Origin of the sequence: Nostoc sp. (assembly GCF_036918015.1) — a bacterium.
Lineage (GTDB): Bacteria > Cyanobacteriota > Cyanobacteriia > Cyanobacteriales > Nostocaceae > Nostoc.
This window is the reverse complement of record NZ_JBALEO010000088.1, coordinates 1-17,950: the sequence shown is the minus strand read 5'-3', so window position 1 is coordinate 17,950 and position 17,950 is coordinate 1. Positions and strand designations below refer to the sequence as shown.

Genomic DNA, 17,950 nt, shown 5'->3' with positions numbered 1-17,950 from the left:
CTCAAAATATCTAGCGTTGTATTTTGGGTGAATTCTAACTTCCTTGATTTGATTGACGTTAAGTCTTTTAGGGAATGCGGTAGGCTCGCAGATATCTTAACGGAGGCGGAGCGATTTTGGATGGATGCCATCCACAAGTAATTAAACAGAAACATCCGCTCCATCGTGTTGTTCTGCTGGTGGCATCCCGATAAATTTCAATACATCTCCTTGTGGCTCTTTCCACTGGATCTCTGGTAGCCACTCATCGGGGTTGGTATATAGCAAATCTAAATTAGCCGCAATCTTCGCTGACTCCCAATCCCACCAAGATAGTTCTAGCAACCGTTCTACCGTTTCAGGTTTAAACCGATACCGAATTATCTTAGCTGGATTACCCACCACAATTGCATAGGCAGGAACATCGGAAGCAATAACAGCCTGTGCGCCCACAACTGCACCGTTGCCAATTTTCACCCCTGATAAAATCGTTGCCCCATACCCAATCCAAACATCATGACCAATAATCGTTGCCCCCTTAGGAGCCGCATCGGTGTAACGTTCTTCTGGCACAGCTTCTGCGGATAACCACTTGAAAGGAAATGTCGTTACTCTTGTCATAATGTGGTTTCCTCCAGCAAAAATGATGATATCCTTAGCCAGAGAACAAAACTTTCCGATCTCAATCAGGTCGTCAGGGGTAAATATTGCTAAACTGATGTGCTGATCGAAGTAGGTGTAATCTCCAACGTTGATACGCGGGTCTTGAATGTGAGCATTTAGCCAAATCGGAGGAGGCGCGTATTCAAGCATAGTTATAAAAGACATCCACACTTCGACGGAGATAATTTGTCACTGTACACTGTTGGCATCGATGTATTCAGTTTACTTTCACCAAATTTTCAAAAATTTGGATAATAGATAGCTCAACTTTGGAGGCGCTATTTTGTAAGGGACTTCCAAATAAAAAAATGTTCCAAAACTGACGCAAAAACTCTCTCTATTCCTCCTCTCTCTGTGTTCTCTGTGTCTCTGTGGTTCGTTTATTTTGATAATTTATTTCTTGGAAGTCCTTAAGCTGAAAAGCTTAGAAGATGTTCCCACTGGACAATTAGCAGGGAAAATGGCAGGCGACCTTTAGGCAAAAAGAGGTAAAATCAACGCTTTTAACCCGCATAAGCGGGTTTTACCTGTGTAGCCGTGACTTCCAGTCGCCTGGTGCAAGATTACTCTACGGGCGATTTCCAGATGGGTGCTGATGCCCTAGTATAGGATGAGGTGTGTAAGGTTCTTCTAAAAATTTGCGCTCTTCATCAGAAAGCTCTAAATCCACAGCCTCCACAGCCTCTTTAAGATGTTCTATCTTACTAGCGCCAATTATCGGAGATGTCACACCTGGTTGATGCAATAGCCAAGCTAAGGCAATTTGTGTGGGTTTCACACCCCGTTTTCCGGCTAATTCAACTACGCGATCGACTACTTTAAAATCTGAATCTTGATAGTAGAGATTGTGAGCAAATTCGTCAGTCTTTGCCCGCAGTGTTTGGCCATGGTCTGACTTACTGCGATTCCCTGCTAAAAAGCCCCGCGCCAAGGGACTCCAAGGAATAATACCAATCCCTTGATCTAGGGCTAAGGGTATTACTTCTCGTTCTTCTTCCCGATAAACTAGGTTGTAGTGATTTTGAATTGATACAAAACGAGTCCAGCCGTGAATGTCTGCTGTATAAAGAGCTTTAGCAAACTGCCATGCGTAAACACTAGAAATTCCTAAGTAACGGACTTTACCTGCTTTGACAATATCATGCAGTGCTTCTAGGGTTTCTTCAATTGGTGTTTCATAGTCCCAACGGTGAATTTGGTACAAGTCTACATAATCAGTTTGTAGCCGCCGCAAAGAAGCATCAATGCTGTCAAAAATATGTTTGCGAGATAGTCCTCGATCATTAGGCCCATCGCCGACTTTGCCATGTACTTTAGTAGCAATCACAACTTGATCTCGTTTAGCAAAGTCCTTCAGCGCTCGTCCGACAATTTCTTCACTAGCACCCAAGGAATAGACATCGGCGGTATCAAAGAAATTAATCCCCAATTCCAAAGCCAGTTTGATAAATGGACGACTTTCTTCTTCTTCTAATACCCATTCGCGCAATTTACGCGAACCATAAGTCATCGTGCCTAGTGTAATACGGGATACTTTGAGTCCAGTTTTGCCAAGATTTACATATTTCGTCATACGGTTTGCTCTACTTTTTGTTGGGATGCTTAATGGTTGTGATATTTCTAAAGCCTTTTGACATTGATTTGCCTAGAATATTGCAGAGCCATAAGCATTGCTTTGCAAAAGCTAGGATATAAAATACTATATATCAACCGATTTGCCGGAGTTAACAGCTATAATATTAAGAATTGCATATAAATGAGAAATATGGAACAGGAAATCAGGAAATGTTTGGCATAGGGGGCTGTTGGTAAAATCCCTCGGATCTGCAAAGCGATCGCCACCGTGAATCCAACCAGGGCTGCGGCTAAAGCTCATAGTTCAAATAGTGTATACTTTTCAAATTTCAAGAATTTTTTTAATATAGTTCTCTTTATCGATGGATTTAGAGTATTTTAAAATAATTAAGGCTACAATTACCTAAATAAATTTTTGTTTTAGTTAAATTAAATACCTGGAATACTATTAGTAAAAAATAAGTTTCTTGCTTAGATAATAAAAGAGAACATAAGGTACATAAAAAATATGTGTGTAAATTATTCTGTTTAATTATCTAATAATTTATATTCTAAAAATCTCAAAACAATACTTGATTTCATATATTATTAGCTATACTAATATTTAGATAAGCTAACACTAGCAAAAGAATTATAGTGTTTATCGTCTGAGTGAGTTACATCTCGTTGCGGTGAGGGGCTACAGGCGAAGATGTAACTCATGCGAGGGCTGCCATAATAAGCCTTTCTAAAAATACAGGATGCATCAGAGGAGTTGCTTGATTTTATCTGAAATGCTAGTGCATCAATTGCTGTTTTTTGTAATTTCTCAGAAATCAGTCTCAATAAACTTTGTCTACCAGCACCTATAAAGACGAGTGGAGACTAGGCAGCAAAATTGGTAAGTATTAAAAATAGGAGATAGAGAGAAAATAATACTCCTAACTCATCATTTTTGGCTGTTTTGTATTTATTCTTAGCACGAGGAAAAGCATGAAAAACACTCAAGTTGCAAATAACGAACTACTTAGTGAAACACCTTGCAAATCTAACCAGAAAAAATTTACTGGTCAGAAAAAACTCACTTGCACAAAACCACCACAACCAGGTGCAACCCAAGGAAATTGCCCTTTTGATGGAGCGATGGTTTCTGTCGGAGCTATTACTGATGCTGTTCATTTAGTACATGGTGCTGTTTCTTGTACTCACAATCCTTGGGCAACTCATGGCAGCCTATCATCAGGCTCACAATTATACCAAACTGCTTTTACTACTGACTTTAGTGAAGGTAATATCGTTTTTGGTGGAGAAAAGAAACTGTACAAAGCGATTGTGGATGTTGCTCAACGCTATCATCCTGCCGCTATTTTTGTTTATGCTACTTGTCTGTCTGCTTTGATTGGTGATGATATTGATAGTGTTTGCCAACTTGCTACACAACAAGTTAATATCCCAGTTATCTATGTAAATGCGCCGGGATTTCTTGGTAGTAAAAACTTAGGGAATCGCATCGGTAATGAAACTTTATTGAATGCTGTCATTGGTACAGCCGAACCGGAATTTACTACACCATTCGATATTAATATTGTTGGTGACTATAATGTTGCCGGTGAAACGTGGAATATCTTACCATTATTCCAAAAAATGGGGATTCGCGTTCTTTCTAAAATTACAGGTGATGCTCGTTATCAAGAAGTTTGCTATGCTCATCGCGCCAAATTAAATGTAGTGCTTTGCTCAAATGTAGCTATACAAATGGCTCAAACTATGGCGGAAAGCTATGGAATTCCTTATATTGAAGAATCGTTTTATGGTGCGACCAACTTAAACGATTGCTTGCGAAATGTTGCGGACAAATTAAGTATATCCTTGGGAGATAGTGTTATTGCCTGTGAACTGAAAGAACGTACAGAAAAGTTAATTGCTCAAGAAAATGCTGCTCTAGATATTGCTTTAGCTCCTTACCTTGCTGATTTAAAAGGTAAGCGGATTATTCTTTCTACTGGTGGTGTGAAAAGTTGGTCGCTTATTTTAGCAGCCCAAGATTTGGGAATGGAAGTTATTGCAGCTACGGATGGCAAAACAACAGAAGAGGAGAAAGCTAAAATTAAACAATATCTTGGTGCAGATGCAATGCTTTTGTCTGATACAACTCCCCAGGCTTTATTAAAGGTATTACACCAAACAAAAGCTGATGTATTGATTACTGGGGCTGGCAATAAATATACAGCGCTCAAAACGGGAATTCCTTTTTTAGACATTAACCATGAACGTCACCATGCTTACGCTGGTTATGCAGGTTTGGTGGTACTAGCACGCGAACTACATGAAGCCTTGTATAGTCCTATATGGGAGCAAGTTAGCAAACCTGCTCCTTGGGATGAAAAACTTGCTTATCAGCTATAGGCGCAACTTTCTTCTGCCAAATTGATGTAATTGCTCATCTTCCACTACACTTTTAAGGTGTGGTGGAAGATGCTTCTTTTCTAAATATCTGCTTTGTTGTACAAAAAGAAGCGACTTGTTCACCGAGCAATCCAACGGCTTACTGCTGGCAATTGTGTAGAGAACCAGAGCGCACCTAAAATAATTAGACTACTACAGACAATCAAGGCATTAGTCGCACCAAAATTATCTGCCAAAGTCCCAGCTAACAAATTTCCAAAAGGCATTGTACCCACCATTGCTAGGGCGTAAAAACTCATTACCCGTCCGCGCTTATCCTCGGTAACTAGAGTTTGAATAATCATATTACTACTGGTAATGTTGAGGATAGAAAAGCAGCCTACAAATACCAGAATAATTATAGATAGCCAAACTTGACGCGAGAGTGAAAAGAATATCAAACTCATCCCAATCAAAACTTGAGCGACTACAATCAAACGCTCTAATACCAATTCTGTATGAAGATGCGCTAAACCATATTTAAGTACAAGAAAGAAGAAAGAAAAACGAACCGCAAAGGACGCAAAGGACACAAAGGAAGAAAGAAAGAAGTCAAAAGGGTTTGGCGCAGCCTCATAAAGAAATGGTATAAGCCCACAATTCCTCGTCTGACACTTAGATACAAACAAGCAAACAACGAGCCAATCGGTGCTGAAGTGCTGAGGTGAGCCATCGTTGTTGCGTTCCCATTGAGAATCTTTGCTGCAAAAACAGGCATGAGCGCGACATGAGACATCCCGACGAAACCATGTAACGCTAGCATTAATAAAATTACTCTAATCGGCTGGAATTTCCAGACATATTCAAAGCCTTCCCGCAATTTCTCCAAAGTATCGCTAATGCCCGTAAGGGGTTGCATCGGTCTGGCTTGCAGCCGCATCGCTAGCAAGGTCAATATCGCAGGGATATAGCTGAGGGTATCGTAAAGAAAACAATATTTTACACCTAGTGTAGCAATCAAAATCCCGCCCATAGCAGGCCCCACTACGAGAGAGGAACTTAACATTACTGAATTCAAAGCGATGCCTTCTCTACGAGAGGCTTCGCCAACGGCGGGCTACGCCAACGCATTACCCCAATCAGCGCGATCGCCTACAGTTTCGGTGACGATTGTATGGCGCACGGGCATATCTAATCCCTTGAGCAAACCATTGAAAGCACTCAGTACCAAGAGGATAGGAAGGTAATCCAATTGGTAAAGGTGAGAATTGTTAAAGCCAGGGAAACGCTAATTCCCAATATCTGTACCACCATTAACAAGTCACAACGACTCCAGCGATCGGACAATATGCCCGAAAAGGGAATCAGTAATAACGTAGGTAAAAATTGTACAAACCCTGCAACTCCCAAGAACCAAGGCGATTGAGTCAAATCGTATACCAGCCAAGGAATAGTTAACTGCTGGGTCATAAATGTTCCAGACATTGATAGTAACTGTCCGCCGAAAAACAGGCGAAAGTTACGCCAGCGCAAGGCGGGTAAATGGTGGTAAGTGATATTACTGATGCTTTCCCCTAGTTGTCTATGCCAAATTTTCATGAGGAAAATCTTATCATGGTTTACTAATAATTAGATTAACGAAGAATTATTAAATAATCGCGTAGTTTACTACCCAGGCATCGCTGATCTGTCTGAGCTAAGGCTTTTGCACATTGACATCGAATCACTATAGAAGAGGATTGGTCTGAAAAAACGTAAGAAATTACTATTTAGCAACTGCATACTACGTTAAATCTATCGGAATACTGTATGATAATTTCAGTTATACTCCCAGCATTGGAATGTTGCTATCAGAGTATCGGCAAAATTCCCAAGGAAATAAGCGAGTGTGAACACCTCCCCATAAATCAAACTCTGGAGAATCCTAATGGGCTATAAACATATAGAAGTTAAACAGGTAGCTGGTTTCATCGGTGCAGAAATCGGCGGCGTAGACCTTTCCCGCTCTCTTTCTGAGGATCAAGTCCAAGAAATTCGCAAAGCGCTATTGAAGTGGAAAGTTGTGTTCTTTCGTGGTCAGAACATTGATCATGCTGCCCAGGTCGAGTTCACATCTCGTTTTGGCGAAGTGACTTTCGCCCATCCCTTGGGAGAGCCTGAACCAGTTCCGGGATTTCCCCAGATCAAACCTGTAGATCGTAGACTCTATGAAAAGCAATATGGTTTTCGCACTGGCGGCCCTTGGCACACAGATGTAACGGCGGCGATCAACCCACCAGCAGCGTCAATTTTACGCGCAGTTAATGTCCCTAGTTTCGGTGGTGACACCCAGTGGAGTAATCTCGTTGCCGCTTATGAGGGACTCTCAGCACCCCTGCGATCGCTAGCTGATACATTAAAAGCGGAACATCGCTTCAATGGAGGCGGTTATCAACCCCGCAACAACAAATTCGACGAGCGCATTGCTGTCAATCCCCTGGTTTCTATTCACCCAGTCGTCAGAGTTCATCCTGAGACTGGTGAGCGTGCCTTGTTCGTCAACCCTGGCTTTGTATCCCGCATTGTTGATGTGTCACCAGAAGAGAGCAGACTGTTGCTAGAGTTGTTCTTTAAGCAAGTCACCAAACCTGCCTACACCACCCGCTTCCGTTGGAACAACGGTGATATCGCCTTCTGGGACAACCGCGCCACCGTGCATTTGGCTCCTCAAGATTTGGATCATTTGGATGTCGAACGTCTCCTCTATCGCACTACTATCACAGGCGATGTTCCAGTAGGGGTTGATGGTTCCCGTTCAGAAGTGGTTCAAGGTGAAGCTTTCAGCGCTGAAGTACCAAGCGTCTTCAAGCAAAAAGCTGAGTCTAAGGAAGCACAACCAGTCTTTTCGTAAAGCTGAGTTATAAGTCATGAGTGCTGAGTAAATTAAAAAGTACTCAGTACTTATGAACGCAGATATGAACCCTTTGTAAAGCAACAAGGGTGATTTTGCATGACTGATGTATAGCCCTAAATCTAAGGAGATCCAATTATGATACTCACGGCAAGCCGGATTGAGATTACACCCACCGAAGCGGCTCTTGGTGCAGTGATTACCGGATTCGATGTTAATTCTGTGGAACCAGAGGTGATTCTGCAACTCAAACAGGCATGGCGCGATCGCCATCTTCTCATCTTCAAAAACCAAATATTAACTGAAGATCAGTTGTTAGCCTTTGCCAATTACTTTGGCGATATTCTTCAACAACCTGCTTATATCCGCAAAGGAGAAACAGAAGAATACCTGCCGCCCCTAGTTCTCACTCTCGCAAATGCTGCTTCTGAAGAAAGTTCAGTCAATATTCGACCGAACTATCAGGAACTTTTACCTCACATCGATCACTACTGGCTGCCTGTACCATCTAGCGGTTCTTTCTTATATGCAGTAGAAGTACCTGAGAATGGCCCCAATACCTATTGGGTAAATTTGGCTCAGGCTTACGACGAGCTAGATGATGCCACCAAAGAGCAAATTGCTGGTTTACAAGCTCGTTACTTCAATTCCTATGGTAATAGCGATCGGGATGAGTATGGTCAGCCTAAATATGCAGCTGGTCGCGCCCCAGAACCAGGCGAACGAGTAGCAATTCATCCTCTGGTTCGCACACATCCAGATACAGGCAAAAAGATCCTCTTTTTCAATGCAGCTAGCGATGTAGACATCGTGGATTATGACCATGTAGAAGGAGCAAAACTAATTGCGCGGTTGCAAGAGCATATCAAGCAACCCCGATTTGCCTATCGTCACCAATGGAGCAAGGGCGACCTACTTTATTGGGATAACCAAGCAACGGCTCACTACCGCCCTGAATTTGATGCCAATGCCACTCGTATTCTCAAACGGGTTAGCCTTCGGGGTAGTCGTCCTTTCTAAAGGTTTAACAAGAAAGAATTCAGGAGTCAGGAGCCAGAATTCAGAATTGAATTCTGTGTAAAGCTGCGGATGAATAAACGGGTTTAAGTCCCACACCAAATTTTTAATTTGGTGGTCTTAAATCAGTAGCGGGTCTGAATCCCCTACTGATAGCGTAGCGTTAGCGAGTCCGCGTACTCCTACCGAGAAGCAAGCTACGCCCAGCGTCTCGTAGAGAGGGTCTTGATTCTGACTCCTAAATTCTGATTTTTGAATTCTTTTTCAACAATCTAAGAATATAGAACGAAATGAGGTCGTTGATTGTTGACAGTTAACAGTCAACGGTCAACAGTCAACACTACAGGATTGACAACCATGATTAAACCTTATGTCAGGAAACAATTAATTTCCAGGCGAGATTTGCTTTATACCTTGTATGGGTTCGCCTCTTTCGCTACATTGGTAGGCTGTGGAGCAAATGCTGGTAGTGGAAACAAGAATACGATAAGTAACAATAACAACACTATTGGCAGTAATAGCGGTAGCAATAATAGCAAGCCTAAACTTATTCGGCTTGGCTTCACATCATTTGGCGATCTAACAAGAGAAAAAGGTGTAATCGAAAAGCGTTTAGCTCCTTTGGGAGTAGATGTTAGCTGGTCGAAATTTATCTCCGGGCCACCCCTGCTGGAAGCCTTAAGCGTGGGTAGCCTTGATGGGGGACAAGTCGGGGAAACGCCGCCTATCTTTGCTCAGGCTGCTGGTAACAATTTGGTTTACCTAGTGAATATCCCGGCGGGTACGGGGGAAAGTTATGGGATTATTGTGCCAAAGGATTCTTCCATTAAAACGGTGGCGGATCTTAAAGGCAAAAAGGTTGCCTATGCCAGAGGAACTGCTCTGACCTATTTTTTGGCGAAAGCGCTGGAAGAAGTTGGGCTGAAGTTTAACGATGTTCAAGGTGTGAATTTGACTGTTGCTGATGGACAATCAGCATTTTTAAACAAAACTGTTGATGCCTATGTAGCGATCGACCCGACACTGATCAAGCTTCAACAAGAGGGAACGATCCGAGTGTTGCGGGATGCTCAGGGAATTAAAACACCAGGCTCTTTCTACTTAGCTGCGAGGGAATTTGCTAGTAATAACCTTGAACTCTTCAAAGCAATTCTAGAAGAGTACTACCAAGTTGGAGAGTGGGCAAATCAAAACAGGCGATCTGCGGCTGAAATCCTTGCTCCGAAGTTAAAGGTTGATGTGCCAACGATGGAAACAATGCTGTCTCGACGAAAGTACGATATGCAACCTATTAATGAGCAAGTGCTGCGAGATCAACAGCAGGTTGCCGATCTTTTGTACCAATTAAAAATTGTGCCAAAACAAGTCGATGTCCGAGAAGCAACTCTGACTTCTGAGCAGTATGCGGCAATTATACCGAATAGTATCAGAAATAAAGCATGATTTAGCGATCGCAAACTAGCTAAACGAAAATAAAGAGGCTGTGTCAGAAGATGCAAGACTGGGTGAAAAAGAGGATAACTAATGCTGAATAGCTAATATGTCCTTTTCCTGAGAGCTATTGCCTTTCTTCCACATCTATGGGATTTTTATTTTAAGGAAGTACGGTTTGGCGACCAAATTATCGTAGTTTAAATCTGGAAAATCGTCAGAAACACGCTACAGTATTTGGTTGCTTGTTAGCGGTAAATTTGACCCTTTAGCTTAAATCCCTAGAAACAATCCAAATGTGCATATTCAATAAATTCTGTAGGGGTCAGATTTTTGCTCAATCGTTGCTGGGCATTTTGTTGTTAACTGCTTGTTCTTCCCCAAATTCTCAGTCTTCAACCACCTCTACTCCCAGCGCGTCTAATCCAACAGCAGCGAGCGATACTTTAAAGCTTCTCTATTGGCAAGCACCAACTATTCTTAATCCCCATCTAGCTCAAGGTAACAAAGACTTTGAAGCTAGTCGAATTACTTACGAACCCTTGGCCAGCTTTGATAAAGATGGTAAACTAGTCCCCTTTCTCGCAGCAGAAATTCCCTCTTTAGAGAACGGTGGAGTAGCAAAAGATGGTAAATCAGTGACTTGGAAACTCAAACAAGGAGTCAAATGGTCTGATGGTAAACCATTTACGGCTGCGGATGTGGTGTTTACCTACCAATTTGTTAGTAATCCAGCTGTAGGTGCAACCACTGCTGCTAACTATCAAGCTGTCAAAAGCGTTGAAGCCTTGAACGACTATACCGTTAAAATCAATTTCCAGGAGCCTAACCCAGCTTGGTCATTGCCGTTTACTAGTTCCAATGGGTCAATCATACCTCGTCATATATTCGAGAAATACAACGGTAGCAACGCCAGAGAAGCGCCAGCTAATCTACTTCCTGTAGCAACTGGCCCCTATAAAGTGGTGGAATTTAAGCCTGGTGACATTGTTATTTATGAAGCTAATTCCTTTTTCCGCGAAGCAAATAAACCTTATTTTAAACGAGTAGAACTGAAAGGTGGTGGGGATGCAACTTCAGCTGCTAGAGCAGTGTTGCAGACAGGAGATGTAGATTTTGCCTGGAACCTCCAAGTAGAAGCTCCCATCCTGAAACAGCTTGAGGCAGCAGGAAAAGGTAGATTAGATATCGTCTTCGGTTCTTATTTGGAACGGATTACTATTAATCAAACTGACCCTAACAAACAAACCAAAGACGGTGAACGCTCTAGCATAGAGTTCCCCCATCCTTTTTTTAAAGACGTGAAAGTGCGTCAAGCTTTTAATTATGCTATTGACCGTGACACTATTAATCAACAGTTATATGGTCAAACTGGTCGTGCTGTTACAAATATCCTGGTAGCGCCAGATATTTATAATTCAACCAATACGAAATATGAATTTGATTTGAAAAAAGCCAATGCTTTGTTAGATGAAGCTGGATGGAAAGATACTAACGGCAACGGCATTCGGGATAAAAATGGTGTAGAACTCAAGGTTTTGTTTCAAACTTCAGTCAACCCAGTCCGCCAGAAAACTCAGGAAATTGTTAAACAATCGCTAACTTCTATTGGTGTAGGGGTAGAACTAAAAAGTATCGATTCAAGTATTTTCTTTTCTAGTGACCCTGCTAACCCAGATACTCTGGCTCGCTTTCAGGCAGATTTACAAATGTTTAGTGGTGGTAATAGTAACCCAGATCCAGGTACTTATCTGAAAAATTGGACTTGTAATGAGATTCCTCAGAAGAAAAATAATTGGTCGAAACCAAATAGTTCTCGTTACTGTAACCCTGAATATGACAAGCTTTGGCAACAATCTAATACAGAATTAGATCCACAAAAACGCCGACAATTAATTATTCAAATGAACGATTTGTTAATTAAAGAACAAGCTGTGATTCCTCTAATTTCTCGCGCCAATGTTAATGGAGTAAGTAACAGACTCACTGGTATAGATGTAACTCCTTGGGACGATCGCACCTGGAATATTAAAGATTGGCGACTGAAGTAATACCAATTCGCAATTACGTATGTGAAGAAATATAAATTTTCTGTAGGGTGTGTTATGCCGTAGGCTAACGCACCTTTAATTGTTGATGGTGCGTTGCGCGATAACACACCCTACATTTCATAAATTCCGATGGATTTTAGAGCAGTCTAGGATCTAGTGCATCTCGTAAAGCATCACCTATATAGTTAATGCTTAACACCGTGAGAAATATCGCTGTACCAGGGAAAATAACTATGTGGGGAGCATATTCTAGAAAATTTTGCCCTTCGTTCAGCATTCGCCCCCAAGTTGGGACATCAGGTGGAAAACCTAAACCAAAAAAGCTCAGGGTTGATTCGGTAAGAATCGCAGTACTTACTGAAAGAGTAGCAGCAACTAGTACAGGACTAATGACGTTGGGCAAAATATGAACCCAAATCAACCGTGCAGGGGAAGCACCAAGGGCGCGTGCTGCGGTGACAAATTCTAACTCCCGCACTGTCAAAAAGCCTGCTCGCACTAATCTAGCTACAGACATCCAGTTGAGTCCACCAATCACCAATACTATCAACACAAATATACCTATTTCTGGCCCAGCGATCGCCTTGAGTGCATCCCGAAACAAAAATATCACCAGTAATAATAATGGCAGTCGTGGTAAAGCTAGACACAAATCTGTGAAACGCATTAAAACAATATCCAGCCAGCCGCCATAAAATCCAGCAAGTGCGCCGATGAGTGTACCGAGAGTTATGGCTACTAACATCGAAAAAATTCCTACTGCGATCGATATTCTCCCACCATGCAAAACTCTGGCTAATATATCTTGACCTAAATCATTAGTACCAAATGGATGCGCCCAACTGGGGCCAAGAGTAGATTTGGCAAAGTCAATTTTGTTGAAGGGAATTTGATAAATAAAAGGCCCAAAAATGATACTTAACATTATGATGAGCAAGATTACCATCCCAAACATAGCTTGATGATTACGCCGAAACTTGCGCCATGCTTCTTGAGTAAGTGTTTCTGGCTGAGAAACAAAATTGGTGGATGGTGGAGAAACTGAACCCTTGGATGCTTCGGAAGTTTGATTAAGCGATCGCTTCAACATAAAAGATGTTATAAATTTAATTTGTATACTACCGAGCAGAAAGTTAAAACCACTTTTGAATAGACTTTTTATAACCTTTAGGCATTTTCAAAATATTGGCTTATTCAAGGGTAAAAAGCCCTACGTCTTTTTTCTTCATTTTTAATTATTTAGCTACTTCGTATACTTGACGCGAGGATCTAGTAAACCATAAAGAATATCGGCAACTAGATTAAAAATAACAATCAAAATTGCATATATAAATGTAATTGCCATGACTACTGGTGTATCATTCTTATAGATAGAATCAATTAATAAAGCACCAATACCTGGAACACGAAAAACCTTTTCTGTTACTAGAGCGCCTGTAAACACGCTGGGAATATCCAAGGCCACCAATGTAACTACAGGAATTAATGCATTCCGCAAAACATGACGATTGATTACTAAAAATCTGGGTAATCCTTTAGCATAAGCAGTACGCACATAGTCTTGATGGATATTCTCTAAAATTTCTGAACGCACAAAGCGCATGAGCATCGCTGTCTGCCAGATTCCTAATACAGATATAGGCATAATAGATTGTTTAACTTGAGCGATAAAACTCTGCAAATCTGTTACCTGTAAGGTACTGTTATAGATGAAAGGAAACCATTTTAACTGGATACTGAAGATAATAATAAATAGTAAACCAGTAAAAAATGTTGGTAAAGAAAACCCAAAGAAGACTAAAGTAGTCAAAACTGTATCAACAATGGTATTACGTTTGAGAGCCGAAATTACCCCCAAAGGAATAGCTAATAATACACCAACTAGGTAAGCAGAACCCACTACCCACAAGGTTGTTGGTATGCGTTGGAGAATTAAACCAATTACGGGACTACGGCTAGTAAAAGAATAGCCCATATCTCCAGTGATAAAAGCGTTAAACCACTTGACATAGCGGATATGAATTGGTTGATCTAAACCTAAAGATTTTCGGATATTTTCTCGCACTTCAGCTGTGATGGAAGGATTCATGGCAAATTCTCCCATTGGATCGCCTGGTGCTAATGCCAGAATCGCAAATATCACAATACTGATGGCAATTAAAGTCGGAATAGCAATTAGTAATCGATTGATTAAATATTTATTCATTAGTCATTACAAAATCAGCTTGACTGATAGGATGCATCTGGCGATTCAGGGGTATCATCTCTCAACTGCACGATTTTATAGGTTTACAACGCAATCCCAATATTAGTAGGTAGACGTGCAATATGGTTCGGATAAGCATTCTTCATCTCTGATATCGGCTGGGAAAGGTTTGAAATTACCCTTTTCCCTTCCACCTAATCCTATTGGGACATCGCCTGGTTAGCTAGACCAACTTTTGTCGCTTCAGGAACTTCAATTAATTGCCCTGTTTTAACATTGTAAATATAACCATAAATAGGAATTTCAAGGGGAACTAATGGATGTAAACGAATCCTTTGCACATCTGTATAGACGCTTTTCGCAAGATCACCAATAGTCAGCCAATTGATAAACTTGCCTTCGCTTGATCCCGGATCAGATCCAATATCAGACCAACCTGTTTCATCCAGTTTGGCTGTTTTGAGGCTACTAGCAAGTAAATTACTGATGATTTCATTTGTGAAGGTTTCCATCCCGCAATTAGTATGATGAATTACGAACCATTCACGAGTACCAAGTAATTTGTAAGAAATTACTAAAGAGCGAATTGCATCATCGCTAGCACGTCCACCTGCATTGCGAATTACATGAGCATCCCCTTCAGCTAATCCAGCAAATTTAGCTGGGTCAAGTCGAGCATCCATACAAGTGAGAATTGCAAACCGACGAGATGGGGGTATGGTGAGATTACCCTTATCACCGAAGTTTTCAGTGTAAGTAAGATTAGCGGCCAGAACTTCTTCTACAATTTGGCTCATTTTTAGTATGTGTAGGCAAGCACTTGATTAGCAAAGCAAAAGCTAAATTTATATCTATTTACTCTAGTTTCGATAAAATTATGAGTATATACTACAGTAAATCGATAGGATTTTGCTATTTTATCAAGAGTAATTGGGAGCATCCCAATTTGGCAAAAAGATGGGAAGAAGACAAAAATATTCGCGATGCGAACTCGCGAATAAAAGAGGAACTGTACATCAATACCGGAATTCGAGAGAATTAGTAATGTTCAACAAGCAGGTCAAGTCTAATGACCCCGGAAGATAAATAACTTTTAGATACACACGTAAAAGCAATGCCTGCGGCGGGCTACGCCTACGCGAAGATTCTGTATAAAAAAATGCCTTCGGAAAAATAGAAACCTTTGAAGGCATAGAAACAGCCGTTCGCGATCAAGTTCTGGAACACGTCAGTCCGAAAATCGCCTTTTTTTTGTCGGAGAAAAGACTGGAACAACGAAGGGTAAAACACGTACATTTCCGTATAATAAATAGTTGGGCGGCACGGAACGAATGAACGACTATAAAGACTCAATGCAGAACTCCCTGAAGCTCGGATTCTTCATCCAGCCCGTCCACCCGCCGTCCCGTTCCTATGGGGACGTTCTCTGCGAGGATCGCGAAGCGGTTATGCTCGCCGACCGGCTCGGCTACCGGGAGGCCTTCATCGGCGAGCATCTCGTCGACTCGGCCGAGACGATCACCTCGAGCCTCGCTTTCATTGCGAATCTCGCCGATGCGTGCCCGTCGATCACCTTCGGTACCGGCGTGCTTCCGCTCGCCAACTACCACCCGGCGATGGCGGCGGCGCAGGTCGCTATGGTCGACCATCTGGTGCAGGGTCGATTGATCCTGGGAGTCGGACCCGGCGTTCGCGGCGATGCAGAAGCCATCGGAGATTTGGGATCGAACCGCAACCGCAAGACCCAGGAGGCGCTCGATCACATGTGCCGGATCTGGAGCGAAGAGCCGCCGTACCGGATCGAAGGCGAGTTCTACCGGACCACCACGGAGCACTCGCTTGATCGGCAAATCGGAGTGGGTGTCGCTGTCCGACCGCTGCAACGGCCCCATCCGCCCATCGCCATCACCTCGATCCGAGCGGATGCCCAGGGACCACACGCCGCGGGAGTGCGCGGCTGGTCTGGAATCTCGCCGACCTACGTGGGTGCGTACGTCGTCCGGGCCCACATTAAGAACTACCTGGAAGGCCGGCGATCGGCGGGCCTCTGTGCCGATGCTTCCGGGTGGCGCGTGGCGCGCAGCGTTTTCGTGGCCGATGACGAGGCCACGGCACATCGCTACGTGCATAGTGAGGACGGCGCGCACGACTTCTACTTCCACGTCATGAGAACCAAGCTCGCGAAGGCCGGCGCGCTGGACATCATGCGTGACTTTCCCGACCAGCCGGATTCCGAGCTCTCTACGAAGCGGTGCATCGAGCGTCTCGTAATCGCGGGAACCCCCCAGAGCGTCGCGGACCAGATTCTTGCATTCCGCAACGAGGTCGGCCCGTTCGGCACACTGCTCTACACAGGCCACGACTGGACCGATCCAGCGCTCGCCCGGCGCTCTATGGAGCTCATGGCGAACGAGGTCTGGCCCCGGATTGATCGGGCCGCGCATGGGACGACACCAAAAGGTCAAACTGACGGTAAGGCATTTTCAGTCTGATGGATAGCCCAAGCATTGCGTGCAGCCGACGCTCGTCAGCGGGCGCGGCTGAGGCAGGCGTTAGACCGCTTCGCGTGACGCAAGATGTTCGCGCCTGATTGTATGAACACGTTAGCGATGCCGTTTCGCTCATTTGTATGACACCAAAATTCACGATCACCGTCCGCCACGAACGATCCGCGGACTTCGCCGCCACGGAAGCCATCGCCACCGCAGCCTTCGCCCACAACGCCCGCGTCACCGAGTAATTTGCCACAAATTAATACACAAGGCAAGTTACAGAAAGTCGGCGCTTGATTGCCCATGTCCCATTTCCAATGCCCAAAAACTTCACGCATAAGGGCATGGAGTTTTTCATTGTTCCCTATTCCCTACCATGAAAGGGTTTTTAATACATCAGGTGTGATTTACCACTTTTGCTCAGGAACCCAGTTGTAGTTTTTATCTTTAACATCAATTTTCTTGGGAATAACCTTGAGTTTGTAGAAGCTGTCTGCCATGTTTTGTAACCCTGTGAGAACTTCATCAGTCACAGGCAATACTTTGCGATCGCCTCCGCGTTCCTCTACAATTTCCATTGTCGCTAAATCAACTTTGTAGAGTTTGGAAAGTAGTTTTGCTGTAAGGATTCAGGTGGCAGAGTATTGACAAAGGGAACACTTGAGGGTGAGTATCACAAATATGAACCAAAACCTGCCTCAAGATTTAGATCAAGAAAGTTTGAACCAGTTATCCAAAGAAGAACTGGTGGATATCATCATTGAGCAGAGCAAGATAATAGGTGAGTTACAGAAAACAATCAAAGAACTACAGCAAGAAATAGAGCGTTTAAAAGTCAGCAGAGATTTAGATAGCACTAATTCATCGAAACCTCCGTCTCAGCTTTTACGCTCTTTGCGTGATAAAGCACATCAATGGTGGTATTTCCTTGATCATCCTGAAATTCCTCCTGATAATAATCAGGACGAACGTTCGCTGCGTTTGGCTGTCACAAAACGTAAGGTTAGTGGTGGTTCTCGTTCGATGGAGCGGTTTCAACACACTGCTAATTTGCTGACGGTGGTGCAGACTTGTCGCCGTCAAGGTAGGTCTGTTATTGATTTTTTTGCACAGGCTCTAATTGCTGATTCTAGTAACTCTCTGTCTCGCCCTTCTTTACTTCCTCAATATTAGACCTGAATCCTTACAAAGTTTCTTTGCTAAAGCCAATTCCTACATTCATCAGTGATTCCTTTCTGGTTGGGCAACGTGCGAAGCAACCTAACCGTGCATTTGTCAGTTC

General features: G+C 43.0%; 17 protein-coding genes and 1 pseudogene. 8 read left to right on the top strand and 10 right to left on the bottom strand.

All coding sequences use genetic code 11. The features are described 5' to 3' along the window. Positions 1-141: 141 nt before the first annotated feature. The 3 genes from V7K61_RS26695 to V7K61_RS26685 all read right to left on the bottom strand — a co-directional run bounded on the left by V7K61_RS26695 (position 142) and on the right by V7K61_RS26685 (position 2,518). Positions 142-807 (bottom strand): CatB-related O-acetyltransferase, encoded by a 666-nt coding sequence (locus V7K61_RS26695; RefSeq protein ID WP_335058085.1) that lies wholly within the window; start codon positions 805-807, stop codon positions 142-144. Between the two features lie 403 nt (positions 808-1,210). After that, the gene (locus tag V7K61_RS26690) at positions 1,211-2,215 is read right to left on the bottom strand and encodes an aldo/keto reductase (RefSeq protein WP_174709858.1); all 1,005 of its coding nucleotides are present in this window, start codon (positions 2,213-2,215) and stop codon (positions 1,211-1,213) included. Between the two features lie 126 nt (positions 2,216-2,341). Further along, positions 2,342-2,518, bottom strand: a complete 177-nt coding sequence (locus V7K61_RS26685) for a hypothetical protein (RefSeq protein WP_335058083.1) — start codon at positions 2,516-2,518, stop codon at positions 2,342-2,344. A gap of 671 nt (positions 2,519-3,189) precedes the next feature. Between V7K61_RS26685 and nifE the strand changes: the two genes are divergently transcribed. After that, on the top strand, positions 3,190-4,602 hold the full coding sequence (nifE, locus tag V7K61_RS26680; protein WP_335058081.1) for a nitrogenase iron-molybdenum cofactor biosynthesis protein NifE: 1,413 nt from the start codon (positions 3,190-3,192) through the stop codon (positions 4,600-4,602). Between the two features lie 119 nt (positions 4,603-4,721). On the opposite strand, the gene V7K61_RS26675 is transcribed toward nifE, so the two are convergent. The 3 genes from V7K61_RS26675 to V7K61_RS26665 all read right to left on the bottom strand — a co-directional run bounded on the left by V7K61_RS26675 (position 4,722) and on the right by V7K61_RS26665 (position 6,180). After that, positions 4,722-5,174 carry an MFS transporter gene (locus tag V7K61_RS26675; RefSeq protein WP_335058079.1) on the bottom strand — a complete coding sequence of 151 codons (453 nt, stop codon included), beginning with the start codon at positions 5,172-5,174 and terminating at the stop codon, positions 4,722-4,724. Continuing rightward, the gene (locus tag V7K61_RS26670; protein ID WP_335058077.1) at positions 5,111-5,647 is read right to left on the bottom strand and encodes an MFS transporter; all 537 of its coding nucleotides are present in this window, start codon (positions 5,645-5,647) and stop codon (positions 5,111-5,113) included. Before V7K61_RS26670 ends, V7K61_RS26675 begins: the two co-directional genes overlap by 64 nt. Positions 5,648-5,802: 155 nt before the next feature. Next, positions 5,803-6,180 (bottom strand): MFS transporter, encoded by a 378-nt coding sequence (locus tag V7K61_RS26665; protein ID WP_335058075.1) that lies wholly within the window; start codon positions 6,178-6,180, stop codon positions 5,803-5,805. A gap of 328 nt (positions 6,181-6,508) precedes the next feature. Here V7K61_RS26665 and V7K61_RS26660 point away from each other — a divergent pair, with 328 nt between their 5' ends. The 4 genes from V7K61_RS26660 to V7K61_RS26645 all read left to right on the top strand — a co-directional run bounded on the left by V7K61_RS26660 (position 6,509) and on the right by V7K61_RS26645 (position 11,970). Continuing rightward, positions 6,509-7,471, top strand: a complete 963-nt coding sequence (locus V7K61_RS26660) for a TauD/TfdA dioxygenase family protein (RefSeq protein ID WP_335058073.1) — start codon at positions 6,509-6,511, stop codon at positions 7,469-7,471. Positions 7,472-7,609: 138 nt separating this feature from the next. Continuing rightward, a complete protein-coding gene (locus tag V7K61_RS26655) occupies positions 7,610-8,491 on the top strand; it encodes a TauD/TfdA dioxygenase family protein (RefSeq protein WP_335058071.1) in 882 nt (293 codons plus the stop codon). A 300-nt stretch (positions 8,492-8,791) separates the two neighbouring features. Continuing rightward, entirely contained in the window at positions 8,792-9,931 is a 1,140-nt protein-coding gene (locus V7K61_RS26650; protein ID WP_335058069.1) for an aliphatic sulfonate ABC transporter substrate-binding protein, read from the top strand. A 284-nt stretch (positions 9,932-10,215) separates the two neighbouring features. Beyond that, on the top strand, positions 10,216-11,970 hold the full coding sequence (locus V7K61_RS26645; protein ID WP_335058067.1) for a peptide ABC transporter substrate-binding protein: 1,755 nt from the start codon (positions 10,216-10,218) through the stop codon (positions 11,968-11,970). A gap of 136 nt (positions 11,971-12,106) precedes the next feature. Here the strand turns inward: V7K61_RS26645 and V7K61_RS26640 are convergent, their stop codons facing one another. The 3 genes from V7K61_RS26640 to V7K61_RS26630 all read right to left on the bottom strand — a co-directional run bounded on the left by V7K61_RS26640 (position 12,107) and on the right by V7K61_RS26630 (position 14,973). Further along, positions 12,107-13,060 (bottom strand): ABC transporter permease, encoded by a 954-nt coding sequence (locus tag V7K61_RS26640; RefSeq protein WP_335058065.1) that lies wholly within the window; start codon positions 13,058-13,060, stop codon positions 12,107-12,109. Between the two features lie 153 nt (positions 13,061-13,213). Next, positions 13,214-14,176: an ABC transporter permease gene (locus V7K61_RS26635; RefSeq protein ID WP_335058063.1), complete on the bottom strand. Its 963-nt coding sequence runs from the start codon at positions 14,174-14,176 to the stop codon at positions 13,214-13,216. A 200-nt stretch (positions 14,177-14,376) separates the two neighbouring features. Further along, a complete protein-coding gene (locus V7K61_RS26630; protein WP_335058062.1) occupies positions 14,377-14,973 on the bottom strand; it encodes a beta-class carbonic anhydrase in 597 nt (198 codons plus the stop codon). A 317-nt stretch (positions 14,974-15,290) separates the two neighbouring features. Between V7K61_RS26630 and V7K61_RS26625 the strand changes: the two are divergent. Both V7K61_RS26625 and V7K61_RS26620 read left to right on the top strand, forming a co-directional pair. Continuing rightward, positions 15,291-15,471, top strand: a pseudogene (locus V7K61_RS26625) (ISKra4 family transposase); the annotation flags it as partial. A 36-nt stretch (positions 15,472-15,507) separates the two neighbouring features. Then, complete coding sequence (locus tag V7K61_RS26620) at positions 15,508-16,668, top strand: LLM class flavin-dependent oxidoreductase (RefSeq protein WP_442936370.1); 1,161 nt, start codon at positions 15,508-15,510, stop codon at positions 16,666-16,668. A 407-nt stretch (positions 16,669-17,075) separates the two neighbouring features. Here V7K61_RS26620 and V7K61_RS26615 read toward each other — a convergent pair whose 3' ends face one another. Next, on the bottom strand, positions 17,076-17,246 hold the full coding sequence (locus tag V7K61_RS26615) for a hypothetical protein (RefSeq protein ID WP_335058060.1): 171 nt from the start codon (positions 17,244-17,246) through the stop codon (positions 17,076-17,078). Positions 17,247-17,349: 103 nt separating this feature from the next. Between V7K61_RS26615 and V7K61_RS26610 the strand changes: the two genes are divergently transcribed. Continuing rightward, positions 17,350-17,841 (top strand): IS66 family transposase, encoded by a 492-nt coding sequence (locus tag V7K61_RS26610; protein ID WP_335058058.1) that lies wholly within the window; start codon positions 17,350-17,352, stop codon positions 17,839-17,841. Positions 17,842-17,950: the final 109 nt, after the last annotated feature.